Raw genomic sequence first — 24,178 nt, 5'->3', positions numbered from 1 at the left:
CGGGCCGGGATCAGCTTCTCAGACGAGGATCGGTTCCGGCTCCAGTTCCACGCCAAACCGCTTTGCCACATCGGCGCGGATTGCAGCCGCCAGCTGCATGACTTCCGCCCCGGTCGCCCCACCCAGGTTCACCAGTACCAGCGCCTGCTTCTCGTACACACCGGCGGCGCCCTGCACTCGTCCCTTCCAGCCGCACTGCTCGATCAACCAGCCAGCCGCCAGCTTGTAGCTGCCGTCCGCCTGCCGGTAACTCACCATGTCCGGATGCGCCGACAGCAGCGCGTCGCGTATCGACGCCGCCACCAACGGGTTCTTGAAGAAGCTGCCTGCATTGCCGATGCGGGCCGGATCGGGGAGCTTGCGCTGGCGGATGGCGATGACGGCGTCCGCCACCTGCATCGGGGTCGGCTCGGTGATGCCGCGAGCGCGCAACTCGTTCGACAATTCCGTGTAGGCAATGCTGGGCTGCCAGCGCTTCGGCAGCGCGAAGGTGACATCGACGATCACTGCACGGTCGCGCAGCGCGTGCTTGAAAACGCTGTCACGGTAGGAAAAATCGCAGTCCGCCCTATGCAACACACGAGTCTGGCCATCGCTCATGTCGAACAGCGTCAGGCTGTGAAAACGATCTTTCATTTCCACGCCGTAGGCACCGATGTTCTGGATCGGCGAAGCACCCACGCTGCCGGGTATCAGCGACAGGTTTTCCAGCCCGGGCAAGTCGTGCGCCAGCGTCCAGAGCACGAACTGGTGCCAGTTCTCCCCGGCCGCTGCTGTGACCAGCACTGCTTCATCGAGCTCCCCACTGACCTGGATGCCGCTGGTGCACATGTGCAGCACCAGACCGTTGAAATCGCCGCTCAGGACGATATTGCTGCCACCGCCCAGCACCAGCCTGGGCATGGCTGCCAGTTGGTAGTCTGCCGCAACGGCGCGCAGCGTGTCGGTGCTTTCAATCCTGATGTACCTGGCCGCGGTGGCATCGATGCCGAAGGTGTTGAAGGCGCGCAGCGCGACATTGTTCTGGATCGGAAGTGAGGATGGCATAGCGGGCGATTATATCCATTGGCTGGCTTTTGACTGGCGGCCGGCACGCCGCTCCGATAGAATTGCCGATTGCAAAACAGGCCTGCATGGCCAGACGGAGAACCCCATCATGCCATCATTTGACGTAGTTTCCGAAGCGAACATGGTCGAGGTGCGCAACGCACTCGATCAGGCCAACAAGGAGATTTCGACCCGCTTCGACTTCAAGGGCTCGGACGCCCGCGTGGAGCAGAAAGAAAGGGAACTGACCGCCTTTGCGGATTCCGACTTCCAGCTCAGCCAGGTGCGCGAGGTGCTGACCTCCAAGCTGGTCAAGCGCAGTGTCGATGTGCGCTTCCTTGATCTCGGCAAGATCGAGAAAATCGGCGGCGACAAGGTCAAGCAGGTGATCAAGATCCGCAATGGCATCGAGTCGGACGCAGCCAAGAAGATCGTGCGTACCATCAAGGACAGCAAGATGAAGGTGCAAGCCAGCATCCAGGGCGAAGCGGTACGCATTGCCGGCGCCAAGAGGGATGACCTGCAGGCAGCGATGGCACTGCTGCGCAAGGAAGTGTCGGAGCTGCCGCTGGAATTCAACAACTTCCGCGACTGAAGCAGCCTTTCCCCGCCGCCATTTGATCGGCGGCCGGGTCACGTGCATCAGCCCCGTGGCCCGGCCGCCTTTTCGCTTACTCCTCGTCTGCTTCCTTGCGCAACCGCCGTTGCCGTACGGACTCGGCCAGGCCTTCCAGCACCTTCACGCTGCTGTCCCAGTCGATGCACGCATCGGTGATTGATTGCCCGTAGGTCAGTTCCTTGCCGGGCAGCAGATCCTGCCGCCCCCCCACCAGGTGGGATTCCACCATCAGCCCGATGATGCGGTCGTCGCCGCCAGCGACTTGGGCACCAACGTCGGCGCACACCGGAATCTGGTTCTCGTGTTTCTTCGAGCTGTTTGCATGCGATGCGTCGATCATCACCCGCGGCGCCAGGCCGTTTGCTGCCAGCCCCTGGCACGCTGCTTCCACGCTCGCGGCGTCATAATTCGGCGCCTTGCCGCCGCGCAGGATGATGTGGCAATCCTCATTGCCATTGGTCGAGACGATGGCCGAGTGGCCGCCCTTGGTGACCGACAGGAAATGATGCGGCTGGGAGGCTGCCTTGATCGCATCGGCTGCGATCTTGATATTGCCGTCAGTGCCGTTCTTGAAGCCGACCGGGCACGACAGGCCCGATGCAAGTTCGCGGTGGACCTGCGATTCGGTAGTGCGGGCACCGATCGCGCCCCAGCTGATCAGGTCGGCAATGTATTGCGGACTGATCATGTCGAGGAATTCGGTTCCGGCCGGCAGGCCAAGTTCATTGATCTGGACCAGCAGTTCACGCGCGATGCGCAGGCCGTCATTGATACGGAAGCTGTTGTCCATGTACGGATCGTTGATCAGCCCCTTCCAGCCGACCGTCGTGCGCGGCTTCTCGAAGTACACCCGCATCACGATTTCAAGCTCGTCCTTGAAGCGCTCGCGTTCCTTCACCAGGCGATTCGCATATTCCAGTGCGGCCTTGGTGTCGTGTATGGAACAGGGACCGATGACGACCATCAAACGGTCGTCCTGGCCGTGCAGGATGCGATGCAATGCCGTGCGCGTCTGCGCGGTGGTCTGCGAGGCGCGTTCCGAACATGGGAATTCGCGTATCAGATGCGATGGTGGAGAAAGTTCTTTCAATTCCCTGATCCGTAAGTCGTCGGTGCGCGGCATGTTTTCTCCAATCGATGTGCTGTGATCGTACAAAAGAAAAAACCGCCATCGCGGGCGGTTTTTTCAGAAATCCGGTTAGTCTCGTTTGCTGCGCGACCTTACCGCTTTTCCACCGCCTGAGGGCTGGAATAGCTAAAGTAAAAGTGGAAGCGAAAGAAACGAATCGCGGTCATGTGCTTTGTGCTCGGTTCTTGAGTACGTTCAAATTCGTACGATTAAAATCAATAGTGCAGTAAATGAAGGATTTTGGCAAGCGCCGCCGCCATTCTGGCCATTACACGGTGCCGCCCACAGTCATGCCTTCGATGCGCATGGTGGGCTGGCCAACACCCACCGGCACGCTCTGGCCTTCCTTGCCGCATACGCCCACGCCGGCGTCGAGCCGCATGTCGTTGCCGATCATGGAGACGCGATTGAGCACGTCCGGACCGTTGCCGATCAGGGTCGCGCCCTTTACCGGATAGGTGATCTTGCCATCCTCGATCATGTACGCTTCGCTTGCCGAAAACACAAACTTGCCATTCGTGATATCCACTTGGCCGCCACCGAAATTGACTGCGTACAGTCCGTTTTTAACGGACGCGAGGATTTCCGCCGGATCGCGGTCGCCGGCGAGCATGTAGGTGTTGGTCATGCGCGGCATCGGCAGATGGGCAAACGATTCGCGCCGGGCATTACCGGTCACTGGCATTTTCATCAGGCGCGCATTCATCGTGTCCTGGATGTAGCCCTTCAATATGCCGTCCTCGATCAGCGTGGTGCACTGGGTGGGGTTGCCCTCGTCATCCATGTTGAGCGAGCCGCGCCGGTCGGGCAGCGTGCCGTCATCGACCACAGTCACGCCCTTGGCGGCCACCCGCTCGCCGATGCGGCCGGAAAACGCGCTCGAACCCTTGCGATTGAAATCTCCTTCCAGGCCGTGGCCGATCGCCTCGTGCAGCAGCACGCCGGGCCAGCCGGGGCCAAGCACGACGGTCATGGCGCCAGCCGGGGCTGGACGCGCATCGAGGTTGACCAGTGCGGCTGCCACCGCCTCGCTTGCGTATTGCTCCAGCAACTCGTCGGAGAAGTAGTCAAAGCTGTAACGCCCGCCACCGCCCGAGGAACCTACCTCCCGGCGGCCGTCCTGCTCCGCAATGACTGTGACAGAAACCCGCACCAGCGGCCGGATGTCCGCCGCCAGTACGCCGTCGCTGCGCACCACCAGCACCACGTCGTATTCGCCGGCCAGTCCTGCCATCACCTGCACCACGCGCGGATCCTTGGCGCGGGCGATGCGCTCAACCTTCTCCAGCAACTGCACCTTGGCGGTCGCATCCAGCGAAGTCAGAGGATCGAGCGGCAGGTAGAGCGAACGACTGCCGACCGCACGGATTGCCGACGCGACCTTGACCTTTCCCGCTCCCTGGCGTGCGATGGTCCGGGTGGCGGCAACGGCATCCAGCAGCGCACGCTCGGAAATCTCGTCCGAATAGGCGAACGCTGTCTTGTCGCCCGACACTGCCCGCACGCCGACGCCCTGGTCAATCGAGAAGCTCCCGGTCTTGACGATGCCTTCCTCCAGGCTCCAGCCCTCGCTCTTGGTGAACTGGAAATAGAGATCTGCATAGTCGACCCGATGGGTGAACATCGTGCCAAGGGTCTTGATCAGGGTGGCTTCTTCCAGGCCGAATGGCGTCAGCAGGATGTCACGGGCAACGGCAAGCGTCTTCAGATTGGGTTCGAACAGGTTCATGCAGGAATGCAGCACGGGGCCGCTTGAAAGGGATGATGGGGAAAGGGTACTAGATTGTAGAGATTCCTGCTTCCCTTGTTGGTTCCGGCCCTGTCCAGGCTGCGGCCGCAAGCCTGAACCAGGTGTTTGCCTGGAACAGAAGCCGGAACCCCGGCCTCACAGGCGCCGATGCTGCAATGCCGGAAGACTGTCCCTGATCCGTTGCAGCGTATCCGCCCGCAATTCGCCGGCCGCGCATCCTTCGCCTTCGGGCACGACCGACAGGATTTCCCCCCACGGGTCGACCAGCATCGTATGGCCCCAGGTCCTGCGGCCGTTGCTGTGCTCGCCCCCCTGCGCTGCGGCCAGCACATAGCACTGGTTTTCGATGGCGCGCGCGCGCAGCAGGATTTCCCAGTGGGCACGGCCAGTGGTCCAGGTAAAGGCGGATGGGACGACGATCAGCGAGCAGGTGCCCATCGCCCGGTACAGTTCCGGGAAACGCAGGTCATAGCAGACCGACAGCCCGACCCTGCCGATCGGCGCTTCGAAGCTGGCGACCTCTGAACCCGGGCGGATGGTGCGCGATTCGTTATATGACTCTTCGCCACGGGTGAACCCGAACAGATGGATCTTGTCGTAGCGCGCCACCAGTTCGCCCGCGGGACCGTAGACGAGGCAGGTATTGAGGACTTTGCCCGGCTCCGGGGAAACCAGCGGCACCGTGCCGCCAATCAGCCAGATTCCATGCTCCCGCGCCGTCTCCGCCATCCATTGCTGTATCGGGCCGGCGCCGAACGGCTCGGCCACCGCGACCTTGTCGGTGTCGCGCATGCCGAGTATCGGCCAGTACTCGGGAAGCAGCACCAGCCGTGCGCCCTGCCCCACCGCGTCGGCCACCAGCTGGCGCGCACGCGCCATGTTCTCCCCGACATCGGGAGACGAGACCATCTGGATGGCGGCAACTTTCATCGAATCGGGATCAGTCATGGCGAATGTTCAGTTTTTCGGATTGGATGGAGCCGGCTCGGCTCCGGTGGAACCATTGTTGCCACTGCCGCCCTGGCTGTCGCTGTCGCTGCCGGTGCCAGCGGAGTTCGATCGGGCCAGCTTGCGTATCGACGGGTCTTTCCATGGCCCAGTGATCTCGTATTCCATCGTGAAGGCGCGCATCAGCGGATCGCGCAGGAACAGCTGGGCCAGGAACGAGCCGATCCCGAGCACGGGATTGACCATCAGTCCATAGGCAACCGAGGCCGCGCCGGCGTTGATTTCCGGTATCACGACCACATGCATGTTCTGGGTTTCCCGCGCCAGGTCGACCGTGCCATTCATCAGGACCGCGGCATTCACGCTGCGCATCTTGAAATTGTCGGTTTTCATCACGCCCTGCGAGATGTTGGCTGCGGCGGTCGCGCCATCGAACGAGAAACCCTCCGAGAACACGTCGCGGAAGTCGAGCGTGAGCCGGCGCGGAAGTGCCTGCAGGCTCAGCACCCCCAGCAATTTCGCCGCGCCCGGGTCGACCTTGAGAAACTGGCCGGCCGCCACGTCGAGATTGAGCTGGCCCGACAATGAGGGAATGTCGATCGAGAATGGCAAGCCATTCCAGCTGACATCGCCCGTCATCGTGCCCTTGCCGCCGCGCAGCACGCTGGGAAATCCCAGGCGGTCGAGCAGGCGGCCGGCGTCCCCGATATCAAGCTTGTAGTTGAGCGTGGACTGGCTTTGCCCGGCACGCGACTGGTAGCTGCCGGTGGCCGCCATGGTGGCATCGCCGTTGATCACCGACAGCTTGTTGATGCGCCATTCGCGGCCAGTCGGCGTTGAAGCATTGTTCGCATTCAACTCGAGGCGGCCGAATTTCTTGTTGAACAGTTCGAAATTCTCGGCCACCACGTCCAGCGCCGGGATACGCGTCGCCGCCCCCTTCCCTTCGAGCAGATCGGACACATCGCCTGCAGCGGATGGGGGAATGATCAGCGAGGCCAGCCGCGCCGTGACCCGTCCCGCACCACGGCCCGAGCGTGACTCGGCCCAGGACAGGTAACCCGACATCTGGTCCGACTCGATGTTTGCCTGCCATAGACCGTCCTGGTGCGAGGCGCCGACAACAACGTTCTCCAGCTTCTTGTTCCCTACCGTCAGCTCGGTGGCGCGCGCAGCCAGCACTTCGGGCTCGAAATACTGCGCGAGGTCGAGGCCGTCAGCAGCGGCTTTGGCGGACGCTGCAGGAGCTCCCGCTGCGTCCGCCTTGCCCGCGATGGCCGCCATGCTGGAACGCCAGGCGTCGATATCGAGCGAGCGCAGGTTGACGTTGACCACCAGTCCGGCGTCCGGCTGCGGTGCGGGAACGTTGACGCCGATTCCGGCACGGACCACTTCCCAAGTGGCGTCATTTCCGGTGCCCTTGCGACGTTGGTAACGGGCGTTGATGGTAGTGCCCAGGCTGGCCTTGATCTCATCGCGCTGCGCGCCGCTCGCTTCGGGCGCCAGTCCGGTCAGTTCAAAACGCAGCGGCATCGCTTCTCCGGGCACCTTGCGCAAGGGCGATGGAAAATCCAGTCCGATTCCCTGCATGCTCGACTCGAGGATGATGTCGGGACGTTTGTCGCGCACATTCACCTGCAGCACATAGCGCGATCCGCCATTCACCCGCTGAAGCAGCCGTTGCATGACGGGCGTGGAATAGGTGCGGCGCAACTCCTCGACCGAGGCCGCGCCTTCAGCGCGTACCGCAATCAGTCCTTCGCGCTGGCTGCCGCCCGAAAGCGCGACCGGTCCGCCAAGGAAATTTGCGCGCAAGCCCGACAATTCGAAACCGGTTTCACTGAAGCGCAGTTCCCCGGTAGTTCGCGACAGCGGCGGCATGTTATCAAACAGCGTGACGTCGTTGTTAGCGAACTGCAACGTACCCTTCACCTTCGAACTTTCCATCTCATGCAAAGGCAGCTGAAGGTTCAGCAACAGCTTGGCGCTGCCGGCGGCACGCGTCTGTTCCGTGAAGTGTCCGATCCACCCGCCGACCGGCGACTGGACGGTAAATCCGAGCAGTTCCTGCAGCGGCCCTTGGGCGGTCCCGGTCACCGACAGCAGCGGACTGGCGGCGATCAGGTCAGGTATGCCTGCCAGGACATTGGACAAGGCCACATTGTGCGACCTGGCAGTATCGGCGCGGACCTCCAGCCGGGTGCGGTCAATCAGCAAGCGCCCGTTGATGTTCTCGATCGACGGCCACATCTGGCGCGAACGATCGCCCTGTGCGAACTGGCCTGGCGCGTAATCCAGCTTGCCGTTCTCGATGCGGCCGCTGACAGTGAACTGGCCTTTGGGCTTTTCGCCGGGACGAGTGGTACGGAAAGGGAAATCGTCCAGGTTGCCTTTCAATACAAGCGTCACGTCATTGAGCTTCCCGTCCTGCAGTCCGCCGCTCAGCCAGTGCGTCACGTCGGGCGAGGCCTTCAGTGGCAGGTAGCGGCTTGTCCTGCGCATGTCTGCCTGATCCAGGTGCCCCTGCAATTCCAGCGCGCCGCGCCCGGCCTGCTTGCTACCCAGCGTGGTGGAATAACGCCCGGCGAGCGACCCGCGCATGCCTTCATGCAGGAAGCGCGAATTATTGACCTGGAACTGCAGGCGGTTGCCTTCCTGCAACGTCCAGCGCGCAGCGAGTTCCAGTTCGTCGAATCCCAGCTCGGGCTCGGCAAAAAGGCCCGGCACTTGCAAGGCTGCCTTTTCCGCATTGATCCTGAGATTGCCGCCCTGTTCGTTCAGGTCGACCGATCCGGTCATGTTCGCGATCCCGGGTATCGCCGGCACTGCCGGCACCGCTGCTGTAGTAGAAGTCTTTGCGCGCCCCGGCCGGGCCGGTTGCGGCCGTATGCCAAGCGCTGCGAAATCGCCCTTCACCTGATAAGACTTGATGTCCGGGTACATGCCCTGCCATTTCGCGCTGAAATTCGTCAGGCGGCCTTCGGGCGCCAGGTCGGCTATCAGGCGCCGCTGCTCCTCGCTCAGCGGCAATCGGCTGGCGAAACTCGCCAGGGCCTGCAGGTCGGCCGAGGCCAGTTCCACTTCGGTGTTCGCAGGCCGGGTGCCGCTGGCGCTGACGAAGCGCTCGCGGATCGTGGTCGGCGGCAACCGCAGGCCGTCACTGGTCTCGAATGAAAAATCCTGGAGCGCAAACCTGTGGCCGCGACGGCCGTACGAGAACAGCCTGTCGGGGCGCTTGCCCAGCGTCTCGGCGGCAGCAACCCGGCCCTCGACCCGCGCAAGGTTCAACACGTCGAGGTCGGGCCGCAGGCGCGTGGAGAGGCCCGACAGGCTCAGGTCGGCGGTCAGGTCGACTACGGCTGCATGATCGAAACTGAGCCAGGCACGCACCGCTCCGCGTCCCTGCTGTATCTCGACCGGATAATCGATCCATGTCGCGCCGCGCGCAAGGTCGGCTTCGCGCCAGTCCGCATACAAGGTTCCCGTCCAGCCCTTTGGATCCGAGATGCGCTGTGCGAACGGCGAATGGGAAAAACGGGCACGAAGGTCCAGTGGCGCCCCTACCTCAGGCGGTGGCGTGGCCTTGATGGCGATGCGATGCTGCAACCAGTTGTTTTCGATGACCGCGGTCATCTGGCCCAGAACCAGCTCGGGGGCATTGCGCCGGGCATCCTTCCAGCGCACCCAGCCATCCCGGACGACGATTTGCTGCTGCTGCAACAGCCAGTCCAGTCCGCTGCCATCGCTCTTGCTGGCCGGATCGATATAGATGCCGCCGACAAACAGGCTACCTTCCGCATCGCGCTCGATTTCGAGGTCCGGGCGCAATATCTCCAGCGCTTCCAGACGCAGATTGGCAACAACGACCGACCACCATGATATCGTTGCCGATACCCGCGGCAGGCTGAGGGCGACCTCGCCCGTGCGGTTGTGGATCGCGACATCGTTCAACACCAGCTTGGGATTCAGTCCATGCCAGGATGCATGGATGGTACCAATCACGACCGGACGGCCGACGACGCGGGTGGCAACCTGCTCGACCGTGCCCTTGTACTGGTCAATGTTGGGCAGGACGACGTAGCGCAGGGCAAGGAACAGCACGCAAAATGCAAAGTAGCCGACCACCAGCGACTTGAACAGGATGGCAAGTATCCGGAGGGTGGCACGGTTGAGCGAACGGATGCCGTGCAAGGCCGCCCGCCCGGCGGCCCTGACAGGGCCGGGGCCGGCCCTGCGCACCGCTTCGGCTTGATCAGTGGAAGGCATCAACCACGCAATGGCAGGACTGGTTGTTCCCGCGGCGGCGGCGGGACGCTGCGGCGGACAGGATGCACAGGATGAACAGGACGTACAAATGCAAGATCAACCCTCTCGTTTCATTTTTTTATGACCAATCGAAGTTTGACTGATGCCAGGGACTCGCGGTTCGTCCAGCGCTGGCTCAATGCCGACCCCGCCCGCCTCCAGCAAGTCGAGAGCCTTGCCGGATTATCTCTCTCAACACCTGATTTTACTCGCCTGTTACAAAACGAAACTGCCGCGGGCATGGCACTGCCCCGCGCCATGCGGCGGGTGCGCAATTTGGTGCTGGCCGTCCTGATACAGCGCGACCTGACAGGCGCGGCCGACCTGGACGAGGTAATGACGACAATTTCCGGCTTCGCCGACTTCGTCGTGCGCACGCACCAGCAGGCCCTGCATGCCGAACTGGTGGCCGCGCATGGCGAGCCGATCGGCGAGGAAAGCGGTACGCCGCAGGAACTGATGGTGCTGGGCATGGGCAAGCTGGGCGGGCATGAATTGAATGTCTCGTCCGATATCGACCTGATCTTTGTCTACAACGAAGACGGCGACACGCGCGCAGATGCCGACAGCCAGCGGCAGTTGTCCAACCACGAATTTTTCGTACGGCTGGGAAAGCGGCTGATCGCTGACATCTCTGCCATCGCGGAAGACGGCTACAGCTTCCGGGTCGACATGGCACTGCGGCCGAACGGCAACTCCGGCCCGCTGGTCGCCAGCATGAACATGGTCGAGCAATACCTGATGGTCCAGGGCCGCGAATGGGAACGCTATGCCTGGGTCAAGGCACGGGCCGTCACGGGCCGGCCGGAGGATATTGCCTTGCTCGACAGCGTGGTGCGCCCCTTCGTCTACCGCCGCTACCTGGACTATGGCGCGATCCATGCGCTGCGCGACATGCATGCGCAAATCCGGGCAGAAGTGACACGGCAGGAAAGCCGCCATCCGGAACGCAGCAACAACGTCAAGCTCGGTCGTGGCGGCATACGGGAAATCGAATTCCTGGCCCAGGTGTTCCAGCTGATCCGCGGCGGCCGTGACCCGGACCTGCGCGACCGTTCCACGCGTGGCACGCTGGCTACGCTGGCGCGCAAGAACCTGCTCGCGCCAGCCGTGGTTGATGGCCTGCTCGATTCCTATACTTTCCTGCGCAACCTCGAGCACCGCTTGCAGTACCTGGACGACGCGCAGACGCACAACCTGCCGGCCAGCCCCGACGACGTGGCGCTGGTGGCGCGCATGATGGACTACGACACCCCTGCCGCCCTGCTCGACGCACTGGCCCGGCACAGGCATTTCGTTGCCACGCAGTTCGATGAAATGTTCAGTGAAAAGACCGGCAGCAGCAGCGGCGAAAATCAGGATGGCGCGGCGCGGGCGCCGCTGCTGGGCGAACACGACAGCGAAGAAGCAATCGCAGCACAGCTTGAACGCCTCGGGTTCGACGATGCGCAATCGACCGCACGGCGCCTGTTTGGCAGCATCAATTCGCCGCGCGTGCAGGCCTTGCCTGCCGCCAGCCACGCCAAGCTGCTGACCTTGCTCAACAACGCGCTGGCCATGGTCGCTGCGATGGAATTGAACCGCGCCGCAACCCTCTCGCGCCTGCTCGACTTCTTCGAGGCGATCGCGCGCCGGGCCGCCTATCTGTCCCTGCTCACCGAATATCCGAAAGCCCTGGCCCGGGTGGTGCGCATGATGAATGCCAGCGACTGGGCCGCCAAGTATCTGACCCGGCATCCGCTGCTTCTCGACGAACTGCTGGACACCCATTCGCTGGAGGCCGAGCCGGACTGGAGCGCGTTCGCGATCGAATGCCGGCGCCAGCTCGATGCGATACCCGGCGACACCGAACGCCAGATGGATATGCTGCGTGAACTGCATCATGCCCAGTTGCTGCGCTTGCTGGCGCAGGACCTGGAGGGCCAACTGACGGTGGAGCGCCTGGCGGACCACCTGTCGGCCCTGGCTGACGTGCTGGTCGGCGCAACCCTGCATGCGGTGTGGCAAACCCTCCCCAACCGCCATCGCGAGGTGCCGCGATTCGGCGTGATCGCCTATGGCAAGCTGGGCGGCAAGGAACTTGGCTATGCATCCGACCTGGACGTCGTTTTCGTGTACCAGGATGAGCATCCCGATGCGCCGATGCTATATGCAAAACTCGCGCAGCGCTTCATCACATGGATGACAACCCACACGCCGGCAGGTGTCTTGTTCGACATCGACATTGCGCTGCGTCCGGACGGCGCCAGCGGGCTGATGGTGACATCGATCGATTCGTTCGAGAAATACCAGAAGGGTTCGGCCTGGGTATGGGAACACCAGGCGCTGACCCGTGCCCGCTTCTGCTCGGGCGACGCCGAGATTGGCGCGCGCTTCGAGGAGGTACGCACGGCAGTGCTGCGCCAGCCTCGTGAAGAAGCGAGTTTGCGGGACGAAATCCTGTCGATGCGGCAGAAAATGCACGAGGCCCACCCGAACCGCTCGGCGCAGTTCGATCTCAAGCACGATGCAGGCGGCATGATCGATATCGAATTCATGGTCCAGTACCTGGTTCTGCTGCATGCGGCGCGCTATCCGGAACTGACGGCGGATATCGGGAATATTGCGCTCTTGAAGCTGTGCGGGGAGTTGGGCTTGATCGACCGCGCACTGGCCGTGGACGTCGCCGACGCGTACCGGAAATTCAGGCGGATGCAGCACCAGATACGCTTGCAGGGCGCGGACCGGGCACGGGTGGAGAAGGTGAAGGTGGAGGCGGAAACCGGACAGGTCCTGGCTCTTTTCCGGGCCGTATTCAAAACCTGAAAGATGCGGCCGGCAGCACAATTGAAAACGGGCCGCGAACGGCCCGTTTTCAATGAAACGCAGGGATCAGCTTACTTGGCCGTCATCAGCGCAACCGTGGTATCCAGCATACGGTTCGAGAAGCCCCATTCATTGTCATACCAGGACGACACCTTCACCAGGCGGCCCGACACTTTCGTCAGCGTCGAATCGAAGTTGCTCGATGCCGGATTGTGGTTGAAGTCGATCGACACCAATTGCTCGGTGTTGTAGGTCAGGATGCCCTTCAGCGCGCCCTCGGAGGCTTCCTTCATGATCGCATTCACTTCCTCGACCGTGGTGTCACGGGCGGCGATGAAGGACAAGTCGACGATCGATACGTTGATGGTCGGGACGCGGATCGCGTAGCCGTCCAGCTTGCCGTTCAGTTCCGGCAGCACCAGGCCGACAGCCGCTGCGGCGCCGGTCTTGGTCGGGATCATCGACATGGTCGCCGAACGGGCGCGGCGCAGGTCTTCATGCATCACGTCGGTGAGAACCTGGTCGTTGGTGTAGGCATGCACCGTCGTCATCAGGCCGGTGGTCACGCCGATCTTGTCGTTCAGCGGCTTGACCAGCGGTGCCAGGCAGTTGGTGGTGCACGACGCGTTGGAGATCACGGTGTCGCTGGCTTTCAGCACGCCGTGGTTCACGCCAAACACGACGGTCGCATCCACGTCCTTGCCGCCCGGTGCGGAAATGATCACTTTCTTGGCGCCGCCCTTGAGGTGGGCCGAAGCTTTTTCCTTGGTGGTGAAAAAGCCCGTGCATTCCAGGACCACGTCCACACCCAGCTCGCCCCATGGGATCTCGGCCGGATTGCGCTGGGCGAACACGCGGATGCGATCGCCGTTCACTATCATGTAATCGCCATCGACTTGCACCGTGCCCGGGAACTTGCCGTGGGCGGTGTCGTACTTGGTCAGATGTGCATTGGTGTCGACATTGCCCAGGTCATTGATCGCAACGATCTGGATGTCGTTTTTCTTGCCGCCTTCGTAATGTGCGCGAAGGATGTTGCGGCCAATCCGCCCGTAACCGTTGATGGCAACCTTGATAGTCATTTTTTTCTCCGGAGTTGAGTGTGTCTTGAATTCTGATCCAGTCAGGCAATTACCGATTTGACGGCGTTCACGACTTTCTCTGTCGTGAAGCCGAAATGCTTGAACAGCACGCCGGCAGGAGCCGACTCGCCGAATGTGTCGATGCCGATGACGGCGCCCTCGAGTCCGACGTATTTGTACCAGAAGGCCGTCACGCCTGCCTCGACCGCAACTCGCGGCATGCCGGCCGGCAGCACGCTGGCCCGGTACGCCGCATCCTGGCGGTCGAACACGTCGGTGCTGGGCATGGAGACCACGCGCACCGGCACGCCTTCGGCGGCCAGCTGGTCTGCGGCCTTGACCACCAGCTCCACTTCGGAGCCAGTGGCAATCAGGATGGCGCGTGCGCCGGGGGCATCGCGCAGCACATAAGCGCCACGCGCAATGTCGGCCACCTGGGACGCATTGCGCTCCTGATAGGCCAGGTTCTGGCGCGAAAAAATCAGCGTCGACGGGCCGTCGGTGCGCTGGACAGCCTGCGCCCATGCCACCGCCGACTCCACCGTGTCGCACGGACGCCAGTTGTCGAGATTGGGAATCAGGCGCAGGCTGGAAACATGCTCCACCGACTGGTGGGTCGGGCCGTCTTCGCCGAGGCCGATCGAATCATGGGTGAACACGAACAGCGCGCGGATCTTCATCAGCGCCGCCATCCGCAAGGCATTGCGGCTGTAGTCCGAGAAGGTCAGGAAGGTGGCGCCGAACGGAATGAAGCCGCCGTGCAGGGCAATGCCGTTCATCATGGCGCTCATGCCGAATTCGCGCACGCCATAGTTGATGTGGTTGCCAGCCTGATCCTGGCGAACCGGGATCGACTCTTTCCAGTTGGTCAGGTTGGAACCGGTCAGGTCGGCCGAGCCGCCGAGGAATTCCGGCAGCACCTGCGCCAGCGCCTGGATCGCATTCTGGCTGGCCTTGCGGGTGGCGATGTTTTCTTTCTTTTCCAGGCAGCTGGCGATGTAAGCGTCGACCGTGCGCTGGAAGTCGGCCGGCAGTTCGCCTTTCATCCGGCGCTGGAATTCGGCTGCTTTCTGCGGGAAAGCCTTGCTGTAGGCGGCGAAGCGCTCGCTCCATTGATTCTCGAGGGCGGCGCCGGACTGCCGTGCATCCCAGTCTGCATAGACTTCCGCCGGCACGTCGAACGGTACGTGGGGCCAGACAATGGCGTCGCGGGTGGCGGCGATTTCTTCGTGGCCGAGCGCGGCGCCATGGACCTTGTCGGTGCCCTGCATGGTCGGTGCGCCCTTGCCGATGACACTCTTGCAGCAAATCAGCGTCGGCTTGTCGGATTGGCGGGCCTTTGCGATCGCAGCGTCCACCTCGTCAACATTGTGGCCGTCCACGTCCGGGATCACGTTCCAGCCGTAGGCTTCGAAACGCTTTGGCGTGTCGTCGCGGAACCAGCCCTCGACCCGGCCGTCGATCGAGATGCCGTTGTCATCATAAAGGGCGATCAGCTTGTTCAGCCGCAGCGTGCCCGCCAGCGAGCATACTTCATGCGAAATGCCTTCCATCAGGCAGCCGTCGCCGAGGAATGCATAAGTGTAGTGATCGACGATTTCCGCGCCAGGCTGGTTGAACTCGGCAGCCAGCAAGCGCTCTGCAAGCGCCATGCCGACTGCATTGCTGATGCCTTGGCCGAGCGGGCCGGTGGTGGTCTCCACGCCCGGGGTGACACCAACTTCAGGATGTCCCGGCGTCTTCGAATGCATCTGGCGGAAGTTGCGAATCTCGTCCATCGACAGGTCGTAACCGGTCAGGTGCAGCAGCGCATACAGCAACATCGAACCATGGCCGTTGGACAGCACGAAGCGGTCGCGATCCATCCAGTGCGGATTGGCCGGGTTGTGCCGGAGATGACGGGCCCACAGCGCAACCGCAATGTCAGCCATGCCCATCGGCATGCCGGGATGGCCGGAGTTGGCTTTTTGTACAGCGTCCATTGCCAGCGCGCGGATCGCGTTGGCCATTCGTGCAGATGTCGGGATCGAGGTCATGATGAGGAAGTAAAATGCCAACCAGCCATGCCGCGGCGCGGCGGGGAGCAAGCAACAAACCCGCAATTTTACCAGAGTGAGGTTCCGGGTTAACCGATGTAGCCGATCCCCGGACTTCCGGCCCACCCTTTCTTTTGACTGAACGATGCCCCGTTTCTATTGCTCCTTCCCTCTGCAGACCGGCACGGAAATCGAATTGCCGGAGAACATTTCACGCCACATCCTGGTGCTGCGGATGCGCGCCGGGGACGAAATTACCGTGTTCAATGGCGATGGCGGCGAACACCTGGCGGTACTGTCCGAAGTCGGCAAACGGAGCAGCCGGGCACTGCTGAAGCATTTTTCCCCGCGCGAAGCGGAACTACAGTTTGCGGTGACGATTGCCCAAGCCCTGCCGGAAGGCTCGAAAATGGACTGGATCATCGAGAAATGCGTGGAATTGGGCGCCGCTGGAATACAGCCGCTGATGTCGCAGCGCTGCGTGGTCAGGCTTTCAGGCGAGCGCGCGCTGAAGCGACTGCAGCACTGGCAGGGGATCGTTGCCGCGGCGTCCGAGCAGTGCGGCCGCAACCGGCTGGCACCGGTGGCGGAGGCGGTCGATTTCACCGCCTGGACCAGCCGTCACGACCTGCACCGGCGGATTCTGCTTACTCCCCGGGCGACGCAGTCGCTGTCCCAGTGGGCGACCCACCAGCCGCGGCAGGCAGTGGCGTTAGTAATCGGCCCGGAAGGCGGCTTCACCGAGGCCGAAGAAGCGCTGGCCGAGTCGCAAGGCATGCTGCCGCTGTCCATGGGCCCGCGTGTGCTGCGCACCGAAACCGCGGCCATGGCGGCGCTGTCCACCCTGTCGGCCCTTTGGGAGCGCGACTGATGGGCGGGCGGGTCTGGCCCATGCCGGGGGAAAACACAGGGGAAACGCTTTATAATGGGCGGTTTTTCGATCACCCGCCAACCAAGGCCTGCTGTGCCATTGGCGGGAGTACCCGACCTGGCTCTGCATGAAGGTATTTCGAGGTCTTCCCAATGCCGAGGCCCGCGCGCCCTGCGCGCTCACCATCGGCAATTTCGACGGTGTCCATCGCGGCCACAAAACCCTGATCTCGCATACGCGGGAGGCGGCGGCTCGCCTGGGCATTACGTCAGCGGTGATGACTTTCGAGCCGCATCCGCGTGAATTTTTCGCAATTGCCGCCGGCGACCCGTCGCGGGCGCCCACCCGGATTTCCAACCTGCGCGACAAGCTGCAATCGCTTGCCGAGACCGGCGTGGACCGTGTCATCGTCGAGCATTTCAACGCACAGTTCGCGGCGCTGTCGCCGCGCGATTTCGTCGAGAGGGTGCTGGTCCAGGGCCTGCACGTGAAATGGCTGATGGTCGGCGATGATTTTCGTTTCGGCGCGCGGCGCGCCGGCGATTTCGAGATGCTCAGGAAGGCTGGCGCAGAATACGGATTCGAAGTGCACAGCCTGCCGGCGGTGGAGCATGAAGGCGTACGGATTTCCTCGTCCGCCGTGCGCGAAGCGCTGGGCCAGGGAGATTTTGCCCGCGCCGCCGAACTGCTGGGTCATCCCTACGCCATCTCCGGCCATGTCGTGCATGGCCGGAAACTGGGGCGCACGATCGGTTTTCCAACGATGAACCTGCGCATTACCCACAAGCGGCCGACAGTTTCCGGCATATTCGTGGTGCAAGTGCATGGACTCGGTCCGCGGCCCCTGCCCGGCGTCGCCAGCCTGGGGGTACGCCCCACCGTCGATGACAGCGGCCGGGTGCTGCTGGAAACATGGATATTCGATTACGACCAGCAGTGCTACGGACGGCTGGCACGGGTCGAACTGTTGCACAAGCTGAGGGACGAACAAAAATTCGACGGCCTCGATGCACTGGTCGCCGCCATCAAGAACGATGCGGAACAGGCGCGCGCTTGGTTCCGCCAGCACGCCAGCGGGGCCGTCTCCGCTACCGACCGAATTTGACCGCCTGCCGCAATCAAGCAAACAAGCAAGCGTCGATTCGATCAACCAGGATACCGAAAGCAAGCACATGTCAGACAAACAGAAACCGGCCGCCAGGCAGCCCAGCAAATACCCGGTCAACATGACGGAAACCGCCTTCCCCATGCGCGGCGACCTCGCCAGGCGCGAGCCGCAATGGGTGAAGGAGTGGCAGGACAAGAAAATCTACCAGCGGATCCGCGCGGCCTCGGCCGGACGCCCGAAATTCATCCTGCATGACGGCCCGCCGTATGCGAACGGCGATATCCACATCGGCCATGCGGTGAACAAGATCCTGAAGGACATGATCGTCAAGACCCGCCAGCTTGCGGGATATGACGCGCAATACGTGCCCGGCTGGGATTGCCATGGCATGCCGATCGAGATCCAGATCGAAAAGCAATATGGCAAAGGCTTGCCGACGGCAGACGTGCTGGAAAAGTCGCGCGCCTATGCCACCGAGCAGATTGCACGGCAGATGAAAGACTTCATCCGCCTGGGCGTGCTGGGCCAATGGGATCGTCCCTACCGCACCATGGATTTCGGCAATGAAGCCGACGAGATCCGCGCGCTCGGCAGCATCCTCGAGAAAGGCTATGTCTACCGCGGCCTGAAGCCGGTAAACTGGTGCTTCGATTGCGGTTCGGCATTAGCCGAGGCGGAAGTCGAATACCAGGACAAGCGCGATCCGGCCATCGATGTCGGCTTTGCGTTCGCCGAACATGACCGCATTGCGAAGGCATTCGGATTGCCGGCACTGCCGTCGCAACATGGCTACGCGGTGATCTGGACCACCACGCCATGGACGCTGCCCGCCAACCAGGCGCTCAACGTGCATCCGGAATTCACCTACGCGCTGGTAGAGACGCAACGCAATGGCGAGACCGTGCTGCTGATCCTGGCCGAGGAACTGGCGAGCGCCTGCCTGCAGCGTTACGGCATCGAAGGCCGCGTGATCGCGACCTGCAAGGGCGAGGCGCTGTCGCTGATCGGCTTCCATCATCCGCTGTGGCAGCTGGACAAGGGCTACGACCGGCTGTCGCCGATCTATCTGGGCGAATACGTGGCGCTCGATACCGGCACCGGCATCGTCCACTCGTCCCCCGCTTATGGCGTGGACGACTTCCTGTCCTGCAAGGCGCACGGCATGAAGGATGACGACATCCTGAATCCGGTGATGGGCGATGGCCGCTATGCGTCCTGGCTGCCGCTGTTCGGCGGCATGACGATCTGGGAAGCATCCAAGCCGATCTGCCAGAAACTGGACGAGGCCGGCGCGCTGTTCAAGCTGGTCATGTTCGACCACAGCTACATGCACTGCTGGCGCCACAAGACGCCGATCATCTATCGCGCCACCTCGCAGTGGTTCGCCGGCATGGACGTGCAACCACGCGATGGCGGTCCCACGCTGAGGCAGACTGCGCTGCAGGGAATCGACAATACCGCGTTCTACCCCGCGTGGGGCAAGGCACGGCTGTACGGCATGATTGCAAACCGCCCGGACTGGACCCTGTCGCGCCAGCGGCAATGGGGCGTGCCAATGGCCTTCTTCATCCACAAGGAAAGCGGCGAACTGCATCCACGCACACCGGAACTGCTGGAACAGGTGGCGCAGATGGTCGAGAAAAAAGGCATCGAAGCCTGGCATGCGCTCGATCCGCGCGAACTGCTTGGCGAGGACGCCGAGATGTACGTCAAGAACCGCGACACGCTCGACGTCTGGTTCGATTCGGGGACCACACACCAGACCGTGCTGCGCGGCTCGCACGCGGCCGAATCGCATTTCCCTGCCGACCTCTACCTGGAAGGGTCGGACCAGCACCGCGGCTGGTTCCACTCCTCCCTGCTGACCTCGTCGATGATCAACGGCTGCCCGCCGTACAAGGCCTTGCTCACGCACGGCTTCGTGGTCGATGGCGAGGGCAAGAAAATGTCGAAGTCCAAGGGCAACGTGGTGGCGCCGCAGAAGGTGTCGGACAGCCTGGGCGCCGAGATCCTGCGGCTGTGGGTCGCCGCCACCGACTACTCGGGCGAATTGTCGATCTCGGACGAGATCCTCAAGCGCGTGGTCGAAAGCTACCGCCGGATCCGCAACACCTTGCGCTTCCTGCTTGCCAATATCTCTGACTTCGATCCCCTGGCGCACGCGGTGCCGGTCGACTCCATGCTGGAGATCGATCGCTACGCCGTCGCGCGGATGGCGCAACTGCAAGCAGAAATCCTGGCGCATTTCGACGCCTACGAATTCCATCCGGTCACAGCCAAGCTGCAGATGTACTGCTCGGAAGACCTGGGCGGCTTCTATCTTGATATCCTGAAGGACCGGCTGTACACCGGCGGCATCGATTCGCCGGCCCGACGTTCGGCACAGACCGCGATCTGGCAGATCACCCAGTCGCTGCTGCGTCTGATGGCGCCGATCCTGTCGTTCACCGCCGAGGAAGCGTGGGCGGTGTTTGCCGGGGAGGCGGGCTGGAAGGAAAGCGGCGAGACCATCTTCACCCAGGCCTTCCACAAGTTGCCGGCGGTGGCGGATGGCGAGAATTTGCTGGCCAAGTACGCCCTGCTGCGTGAAATCAGGACAGACGTTACCAAGCAGCTGGAAGATGTGCGTGTTTCCGGTGCGATCGGTTCATCGCTGCAGGCGCAGATCGAGATCAAGGCCAGCGGCGAACGCTTCCGCGCTTTGAGCAGCCTGGATGACGACCTGAAATTTGTTTTCATCACCTCCGCTGCGAGCGTCACCGAAGTCGGCAGCGCCGCGGAAGAAGCGGTGCTGGTCACCGCATCGCCATACCAGAAATGCGAACGCTGCTGGCACTACCGGGCCGATGTCGGCGCCGACCATGCGCATGCCGGACTCTGCTCCCGCTGCGTAAGCAACCTGTTCGGCCGTGGCGAGAAACGGGTCCACGCTTGACGGATTGTTGCCCGACCAACCGGCGGCCGGCATCCCCGGCCGCCACCAGCACCTGAAAAAGAGAACGACATGGCAACCAGGAAGCAACGGATATCTCCAGCAGGCAGCAGCGCCAGGAGCACCAGCGCCGGCGGCAGTATCGCGCCGTGGCTCGGCATTGCATTCATCGTGGCCCTGCTTGACCAGCTGACGAAGATCACGATTGTCCAGATGTTCAGCTATGGCGAGTCGCGCACGATCACCGGCTTCTTCAATCTGGTACTGGCCTATAACAAGGGCGCCGCGTTCAGCTTCCTGGCTGGCCAGGACGGATGGCAGCGCTGGTTGTTTACCGGCATCGCCGCGGCCGCCGTCGTCTTCATCCTCTACCTGCTGCGCCGCAATGCCGCCCAGCGACTGTTCTGCATGGCGCTGGCGCTGATCCTCGGCGGCGCCATCGGCAACCTGATTGACCGCGTCATATATGGCCATGTCATCGACTTCCTCGACTTCCATGTCGGCGGCTGGCACTGGCCGGCATTCAATGTGGCGGACGCCGGCATCTGCGTCGGCGCGGCCTTGTTCATCCTGGACGAACTGCGGCGCGTGAACCGCTGACGAAGGTCGGCCCGCCCGGCACTGCTAAACTGACGTCCGAAGTCCATCGCCCCAAGCCACACCTACCTCCGGAGAATTTCAACATGGACCTGGCTGGCAAGAAGATCGTCCTCGGCCTGACCGGCGGCGTCGCCTGCTACAAGGTGGCCGAACTGACGCGCCTGATGACAGGCGCGGGAGCCACAGTGCAGGTGGTGATGACCGAGGCTGCGACCCAGTTCATCACGCCCGTGACCATGCAGGCATTGTCCGGCCGCACGGTGTATGTCAACCAGTGGGACAGCCGTGTCGCCAACAACATGGCGCACATCGACCTGACCCGCGATGCCGACGCCATCGTGATTGCACCGTGCTCGACTGATTTCCTGTCCAAGCTGGCCCACGGCGCCTGCGACGATCTGTTGTCGACGCTATGCGTGGCGCGGCCGTCGCATGTAAGGCTGTTCGCGGCGCCGGCAATGAATGTCGAGATGTGGCAGAACCCTGCCACGCAACGCAATGCGCGCCAGGTGGAGCAGGACGGCATCGCCCTGCTCGGCCCGGCTGCCGGTGCCCAGGCCTGCGGCGAAACCGGCATGGGCCGCATGCTCGAACCGGCCGAGCTGCTGGAAGAACTGGTCTGCGCATTCGCTGACAAGCCGCTGGCGGGCAAGAAAATACTGATCACGGCCGGACCGACCTTCGAGCCGATCGACCCGGTGCGCGGCATCACCAATCTGTCGTCAGGGAAAATGGGCTACGCGATTGCTCGCGCTGCCCGCCACGCCGGCGCAACGGTGACCCTGGTTTCCGGCCCGGTTGCACTGCCAGCGCCGGCTGGCGTGCACAGGATCAATGTCCAGACCGCGCAACAGATGCATGATGCCGTGATGTCGGTGGTGAAGGGGCAGGAGGTCTTCATTGCCGTCGCCGCGGTGGCCGACTGGCGCGTTGCCAATGCCAGTACGCAGAAGCTGAAAAAGCAGCACGGCCGTAGCGTGCCGCAACTTGAATTCGAACAGAATCCGGACATACTGGCGACAGTCGCCGCGCTCCCCGAGGCGCCGTACTGCGTCGGTTTCGCGGCAGAATCCGAAAACCTGATCATGCACGGGCAAGCCAAGCGCGAGCGCAAGGCGGTACCGCTGCTGGTCGGCAACCTCGGACCGCAGACCTTCGGTCAGGATACCAACGAGCTGGTGCTGTTCGATGCATCCGGTCATGTGACGCTTCCCGCCGGCGACAAGCAAGCGCTGGCACAGGAACTGATCGTGGAGATCGGACGCCGTCTCGCCGCTGCGGCGCCGGCGGTGGCATCTATACCGAAACCCGCGAAAGAACATGGTAAAAGGACCGCATGAAAAAACTGGATGTGAAGATCATTGACGAGCGGATGCGCGAGCAGATGCCGTCTTACGCGACCCCCGGTAGCGCAGGGCTGGACCTGCGGGCCTGCATCGACCAGGCGATGGTAATTGAGCCGGGCGAAACGAAACTGGTGCCGACCGGTCTGGCGATACATCTCGCGGACCCTGGTTACGCCGCGCTGATCCTTCCGCGCAGCGGACTCGGTCACAAACACGGCATCGTCCTTGGCAACCTGGTCGGCTTGATCGATTCCGATTACCAAGGGCAGCTGATGGTATCGACCTGGAACCGCGGCTCAAGCGCTTTCACCCTCAACCCGATGGAGCGACTGGCCCAACTGGTCATCGTTCCGGTGTTGCAGGTCGAATTCAACGTGGTGGACGAGTTCGGCGAGAGCGAACGCGGAAGCGGCGGTTTCGGCAGTACCGGAAAACATTGAACACGGAGGCTGCATGACCGATGCGAACCAGTCCTTGAGCGGGAAGCAGTCATCCCCGTTCCCGACCCGCCTGTTACAGGCAGCCTGCCTGCTGGCACTGCTGGCCGGTTGCGCTAGCGTTCCGCTGCCAACCCAGATGCCGCGCCCGGTTCAGCCCAGCGTATCGACCGCGCCAGCACCAACGGCCGAGCAGGAATTCCTGCGCACTCTGGTTACCTACCAGGACCGCCTGTACCGGGTGGCCGGACCGCTGCTGGTCAGCAATCCGGAACTGTGCAAGGGCAACAATGCCCGCAATCTCTTTGGCTTCACCGCCAAGAACAAATATTCCTGGTCGCCTGACCTGGCCGACGCCGCGCAGGCGCTGTTGGGTCTGGACGAGCGCCTGCAGGTGATCGGGGTGCTTGCCGGCAGCGGCGCCGAACGTGCCGGCCTGAAGCGCGGCGACAAGCTGGTGTCAGTCGAAGGGACCGCAATTCCGACCGGACCGAATGCCGAGCGACGGGCTGCTGGCGTGCTGGCGCCGATGGTCGGCCGCAAGTCCAGTGTCAATGCGGTCGTCGAGCGCGGCGGCGCAGCGGTGCCGATGGTGATCAGGCTGACCCGGGCCTGCGCCTACAGCGTAGAGCTCGGCAATGCGGAGAACGTCAACGCCTACAGCGATGGCCGCCGGGTAATGGTCACCCGCGGCATGATGAATTTTGCGCAGTCGGACGACGAGCTGGCGCTGGTGCTGGCCAAGGAAATGGCGCACAACTCCTTGCTGCACCCCAGCAAGCAGAAGACCAGTGCAACGGCAGGCGACCTGATCGACAACCTGCTGCGAATCCGTCCGGACATGAGCGCGATGGCAGGTGCAGCCGGCCTGCGCCCGATGCCGCAGGAACTCGATGCTGCAGCCGACGTGCTATCCCTCTACATGGTCGCACGCGCCGGATACCGCTATGAACAGGCGCCACGCTTCTGGGCCAAGCTTGCGAACCAGTATCCCGCCAGCCTCCTGAATAGCTACGCGGCGAATCATCCTGCTACCGAGTACCGGCTGTCGGTGATCGAAAAGATCGTGCCCGAGATCAAGGCCAAACAGGCAAGCCGGCAGGCCTTGCTGCCGTGATGGCCTGATCCTTTGTCAGGACGAAAAAAAGCCCGGACTTGTCCGG

The 24,178-nt window shown here is 62.7% G+C and carries 16 protein-coding genes; 9 read left to right on the top strand and 7 right to left on the bottom strand.

Going from position 1 to position 24,178, the window contains the following annotated elements:
* Nucleotides 1–18: 18 nt before the first annotated feature.
* Nucleotides 19–1,047, bottom strand: a complete 1,029-nt coding sequence (gene murB, locus FVE66_RS01480) for a UDP-N-acetylmuramate dehydrogenase (protein ID WP_151445616.1) — start codon at nt 1,045–1,047, stop codon at nt 19–21.
* 109 nt (nt 1,048–1,156) lie between these two features.
* Between murB and FVE66_RS01475 the strand changes: the two genes are divergently transcribed.
* Nucleotides 1,157–1,642 (top strand): YajQ family cyclic di-GMP-binding protein, encoded by a 486-nt coding sequence (locus FVE66_RS01475; RefSeq protein ID WP_151445615.1) that lies wholly within the window; start codon nt 1,157–1,159, stop codon nt 1,640–1,642.
* A gap of 76 nt (nt 1,643–1,718) precedes the next feature.
* Here the strand turns inward: FVE66_RS01475 and aroG are convergent, their stop codons facing one another.
* From aroG to FVE66_RS01455, 4 genes are all read right to left on the bottom strand, one after another.
* The gene (aroG, locus tag FVE66_RS01470) at nt 1,719–2,789 is read right to left on the bottom strand and encodes a 3-deoxy-7-phosphoheptulonate synthase AroG (protein WP_151445614.1); all 1,071 of its coding nucleotides are present in this window, start codon (nt 2,787–2,789) and stop codon (nt 1,719–1,721) included.
* Between the two features lie 274 nt (nt 2,790–3,063).
* The gene (gene tldD, locus FVE66_RS01465; protein WP_151445613.1) at nt 3,064–4,524 is read right to left on the bottom strand and encodes a metalloprotease TldD; all 1,461 of its coding nucleotides are present in this window, start codon (nt 4,522–4,524) and stop codon (nt 3,064–3,066) included.
* A 156-nt stretch (nt 4,525–4,680) separates the two neighbouring features.
* Entirely contained in the window at nt 4,681–5,493 is an 813-nt protein-coding gene (locus FVE66_RS01460) for a carbon-nitrogen hydrolase family protein (RefSeq protein WP_151445612.1), read from the bottom strand.
* Nucleotides 5,494–5,502: 9 nt separating this feature from the next.
* A complete protein-coding gene (locus FVE66_RS01455; protein WP_151445611.1) occupies nt 5,503–9,759 on the bottom strand; it encodes a YhdP family protein in 4,257 nt (1,418 codons plus the stop codon).
* 120 nt (nt 9,760–9,879) lie between these two features.
* On the opposite strand from FVE66_RS01455, the gene glnE reads away from it, so the two are divergent.
* The gene (gene glnE, locus FVE66_RS01450; protein ID WP_151445610.1) at nt 9,880–12,603 is read left to right on the top strand and encodes a bifunctional [glutamate--ammonia ligase]-adenylyl-L-tyrosine phosphorylase/[glutamate--ammonia-ligase] adenylyltransferase; all 2,724 of its coding nucleotides are present in this window, start codon (nt 9,880–9,882) and stop codon (nt 12,601–12,603) included.
* A 71-nt stretch (nt 12,604–12,674) separates the two neighbouring features.
* Here the strand turns inward: glnE and gap are convergent, their stop codons facing one another.
* A complete protein-coding gene (gap, locus tag FVE66_RS01445) occupies nt 12,675–13,685 on the bottom strand; it encodes a type I glyceraldehyde-3-phosphate dehydrogenase (RefSeq protein WP_151445609.1) in 1,011 nt (336 codons plus the stop codon).
* Nucleotides 13,686–13,726: 41 nt separating this feature from the next.
* Nucleotides 13,727–15,694, bottom strand: coding sequence for a transketolase (gene tkt, locus FVE66_RS01440; RefSeq protein ID WP_241672961.1), 1,968 nt, complete (start codon nt 15,692–15,694; stop codon nt 13,727–13,729).
* Between the two features lie 172 nt (nt 15,695–15,866).
* Here tkt and FVE66_RS01435 point away from each other — a divergent pair, with 172 nt between their 5' ends.
* From FVE66_RS01435 to FVE66_RS01405, 7 genes are all read left to right on the top strand, one after another.
* Entirely contained in the window at nt 15,867–16,592 is a 726-nt protein-coding gene (locus FVE66_RS01435; protein ID WP_151445608.1) for a 16S rRNA (uracil(1498)-N(3))-methyltransferase, read from the top strand.
* 127 nt (nt 16,593–16,719) lie between these two features.
* A complete protein-coding gene (locus FVE66_RS01430) occupies nt 16,720–17,697 on the top strand; it encodes a bifunctional riboflavin kinase/FAD synthetase (RefSeq protein ID WP_151445607.1) in 978 nt (325 codons plus the stop codon).
* Between the two features lie 67 nt (nt 17,698–17,764).
* Nucleotides 17,765–20,635 (top strand): isoleucine--tRNA ligase, encoded by a 2,871-nt coding sequence (gene ileS, locus FVE66_RS01425; protein WP_151445606.1) that lies wholly within the window; start codon nt 17,765–17,767, stop codon nt 20,633–20,635.
* Nucleotides 20,636–20,704: 69 nt separating this feature from the next.
* Nucleotides 20,705–21,232 (top strand): signal peptidase II, encoded by a 528-nt coding sequence (lspA, locus tag FVE66_RS01420; RefSeq protein WP_151445605.1) that lies wholly within the window; start codon nt 20,705–20,707, stop codon nt 21,230–21,232.
* Nucleotides 21,233–21,315: 83 nt separating this feature from the next.
* Entirely contained in the window at nt 21,316–22,572 is a 1,257-nt protein-coding gene (coaBC, locus tag FVE66_RS01415; protein WP_151445604.1) for a bifunctional phosphopantothenoylcysteine decarboxylase/phosphopantothenate--cysteine ligase CoaBC, read from the top strand.
* Nucleotides 22,569–23,018, top strand: coding sequence for a dUTP diphosphatase (gene dut, locus FVE66_RS01410; RefSeq protein ID WP_151445603.1), 450 nt, complete (start codon nt 22,569–22,571; stop codon nt 23,016–23,018). Before coaBC ends, dut begins: the two co-directional genes overlap by 4 nt.
* Nucleotides 23,019–23,031: 13 nt before the next feature.
* Nucleotides 23,032–24,132, top strand: coding sequence for a M48 family metallopeptidase (locus FVE66_RS01405; RefSeq protein WP_151445602.1), 1,101 nt, complete (start codon nt 23,032–23,034; stop codon nt 24,130–24,132).
* Nucleotides 24,133–24,178: the final 46 nt, after the last annotated feature.

The sequence above is a fragment of the Lacisediminimonas profundi genome (assembly GCF_008831265.1).
In the GTDB taxonomy this organism is placed as follows: domain Bacteria; phylum Pseudomonadota; class Gammaproteobacteria; order Burkholderiales; family Burkholderiaceae_D; genus Lacisediminimonas; species Lacisediminimonas profundi.
Note: the sequence above shows the minus strand (reverse complement) of the source record. Positions and strands in the feature narration are given on the sequence as shown.

Bases quoted from the DNA above. Each gene is read 5' to 3' on its own strand.
- murB (WP_151445616.1), bottom strand. From the start codon at position 1,047: ATGCCATCCTCACTTCCGATCCAGAACAATGTCGCGCTGCGCGCCTTC.
- FVE66_RS01475 (WP_151445615.1), top strand. From the start codon at position 1,157: ATGCCATCATTTGACGTAGTTTCCGAAGCGAACATGGTCGAGGTGCGC.
- aroG (WP_151445614.1), bottom strand. From the start codon at position 2,789: ATGCCGCGCACCGACGACTTACGGATCAGGGAATTGAAAGAACTTTCT.
- tldD (WP_151445613.1), bottom strand. From the start codon at position 4,524: ATGAACCTGTTCGAACCCAATCTGAAGACGCTTGCCGTTGCCCGTGAC.
- FVE66_RS01460 (WP_151445612.1), bottom strand. From the start codon at position 5,493: ATGACTGATCCCGATTCGATGAAAGTTGCCGCCATCCAGATGGTCTCG.
- FVE66_RS01455 (WP_151445611.1), bottom strand. From the start codon at position 9,759: ATGCCTTCCACTGATCAAGCCGAAGCGGTGCGCAGGGCCGGCCCCGGC.
- glnE (WP_151445610.1), top strand. From the start codon at position 9,880: ATGACCAATCGAAGTTTGACTGATGCCAGGGACTCGCGGTTCGTCCAG.
- gap (WP_151445609.1), bottom strand. From the start codon at position 13,685: ATGACTATCAAGGTTGCCATCAACGGTTACGGGCGGATTGGCCGCAAC.
- tkt (WP_241672961.1), bottom strand. From the start codon at position 15,694: ATGGCCAACGCGATCCGCGCGCTGGCAATGGACGCTGTACAAAAAGCC.
- FVE66_RS01435 (WP_151445608.1), top strand. From the start codon at position 15,867: ATGCCCCGTTTCTATTGCTCCTTCCCTCTGCAGACCGGCACGGAAATC.
- FVE66_RS01430 (WP_151445607.1), top strand. From the start codon at position 16,720: ATGAAGGTATTTCGAGGTCTTCCCAATGCCGAGGCCCGCGCGCCCTGC.
- ileS (WP_151445606.1), top strand. From the start codon at position 17,765: ATGTCAGACAAACAGAAACCGGCCGCCAGGCAGCCCAGCAAATACCCG.
- lspA (WP_151445605.1), top strand. From the start codon at position 20,705: ATGGCAACCAGGAAGCAACGGATATCTCCAGCAGGCAGCAGCGCCAGG.
- coaBC (WP_151445604.1), top strand. From the start codon at position 21,316: ATGGACCTGGCTGGCAAGAAGATCGTCCTCGGCCTGACCGGCGGCGTC.
- dut (WP_151445603.1), top strand. From the start codon at position 22,569: ATGAAAAAACTGGATGTGAAGATCATTGACGAGCGGATGCGCGAGCAG.
- FVE66_RS01405 (WP_151445602.1), top strand. From the start codon at position 23,032: ATGACCGATGCGAACCAGTCCTTGAGCGGGAAGCAGTCATCCCCGTTC.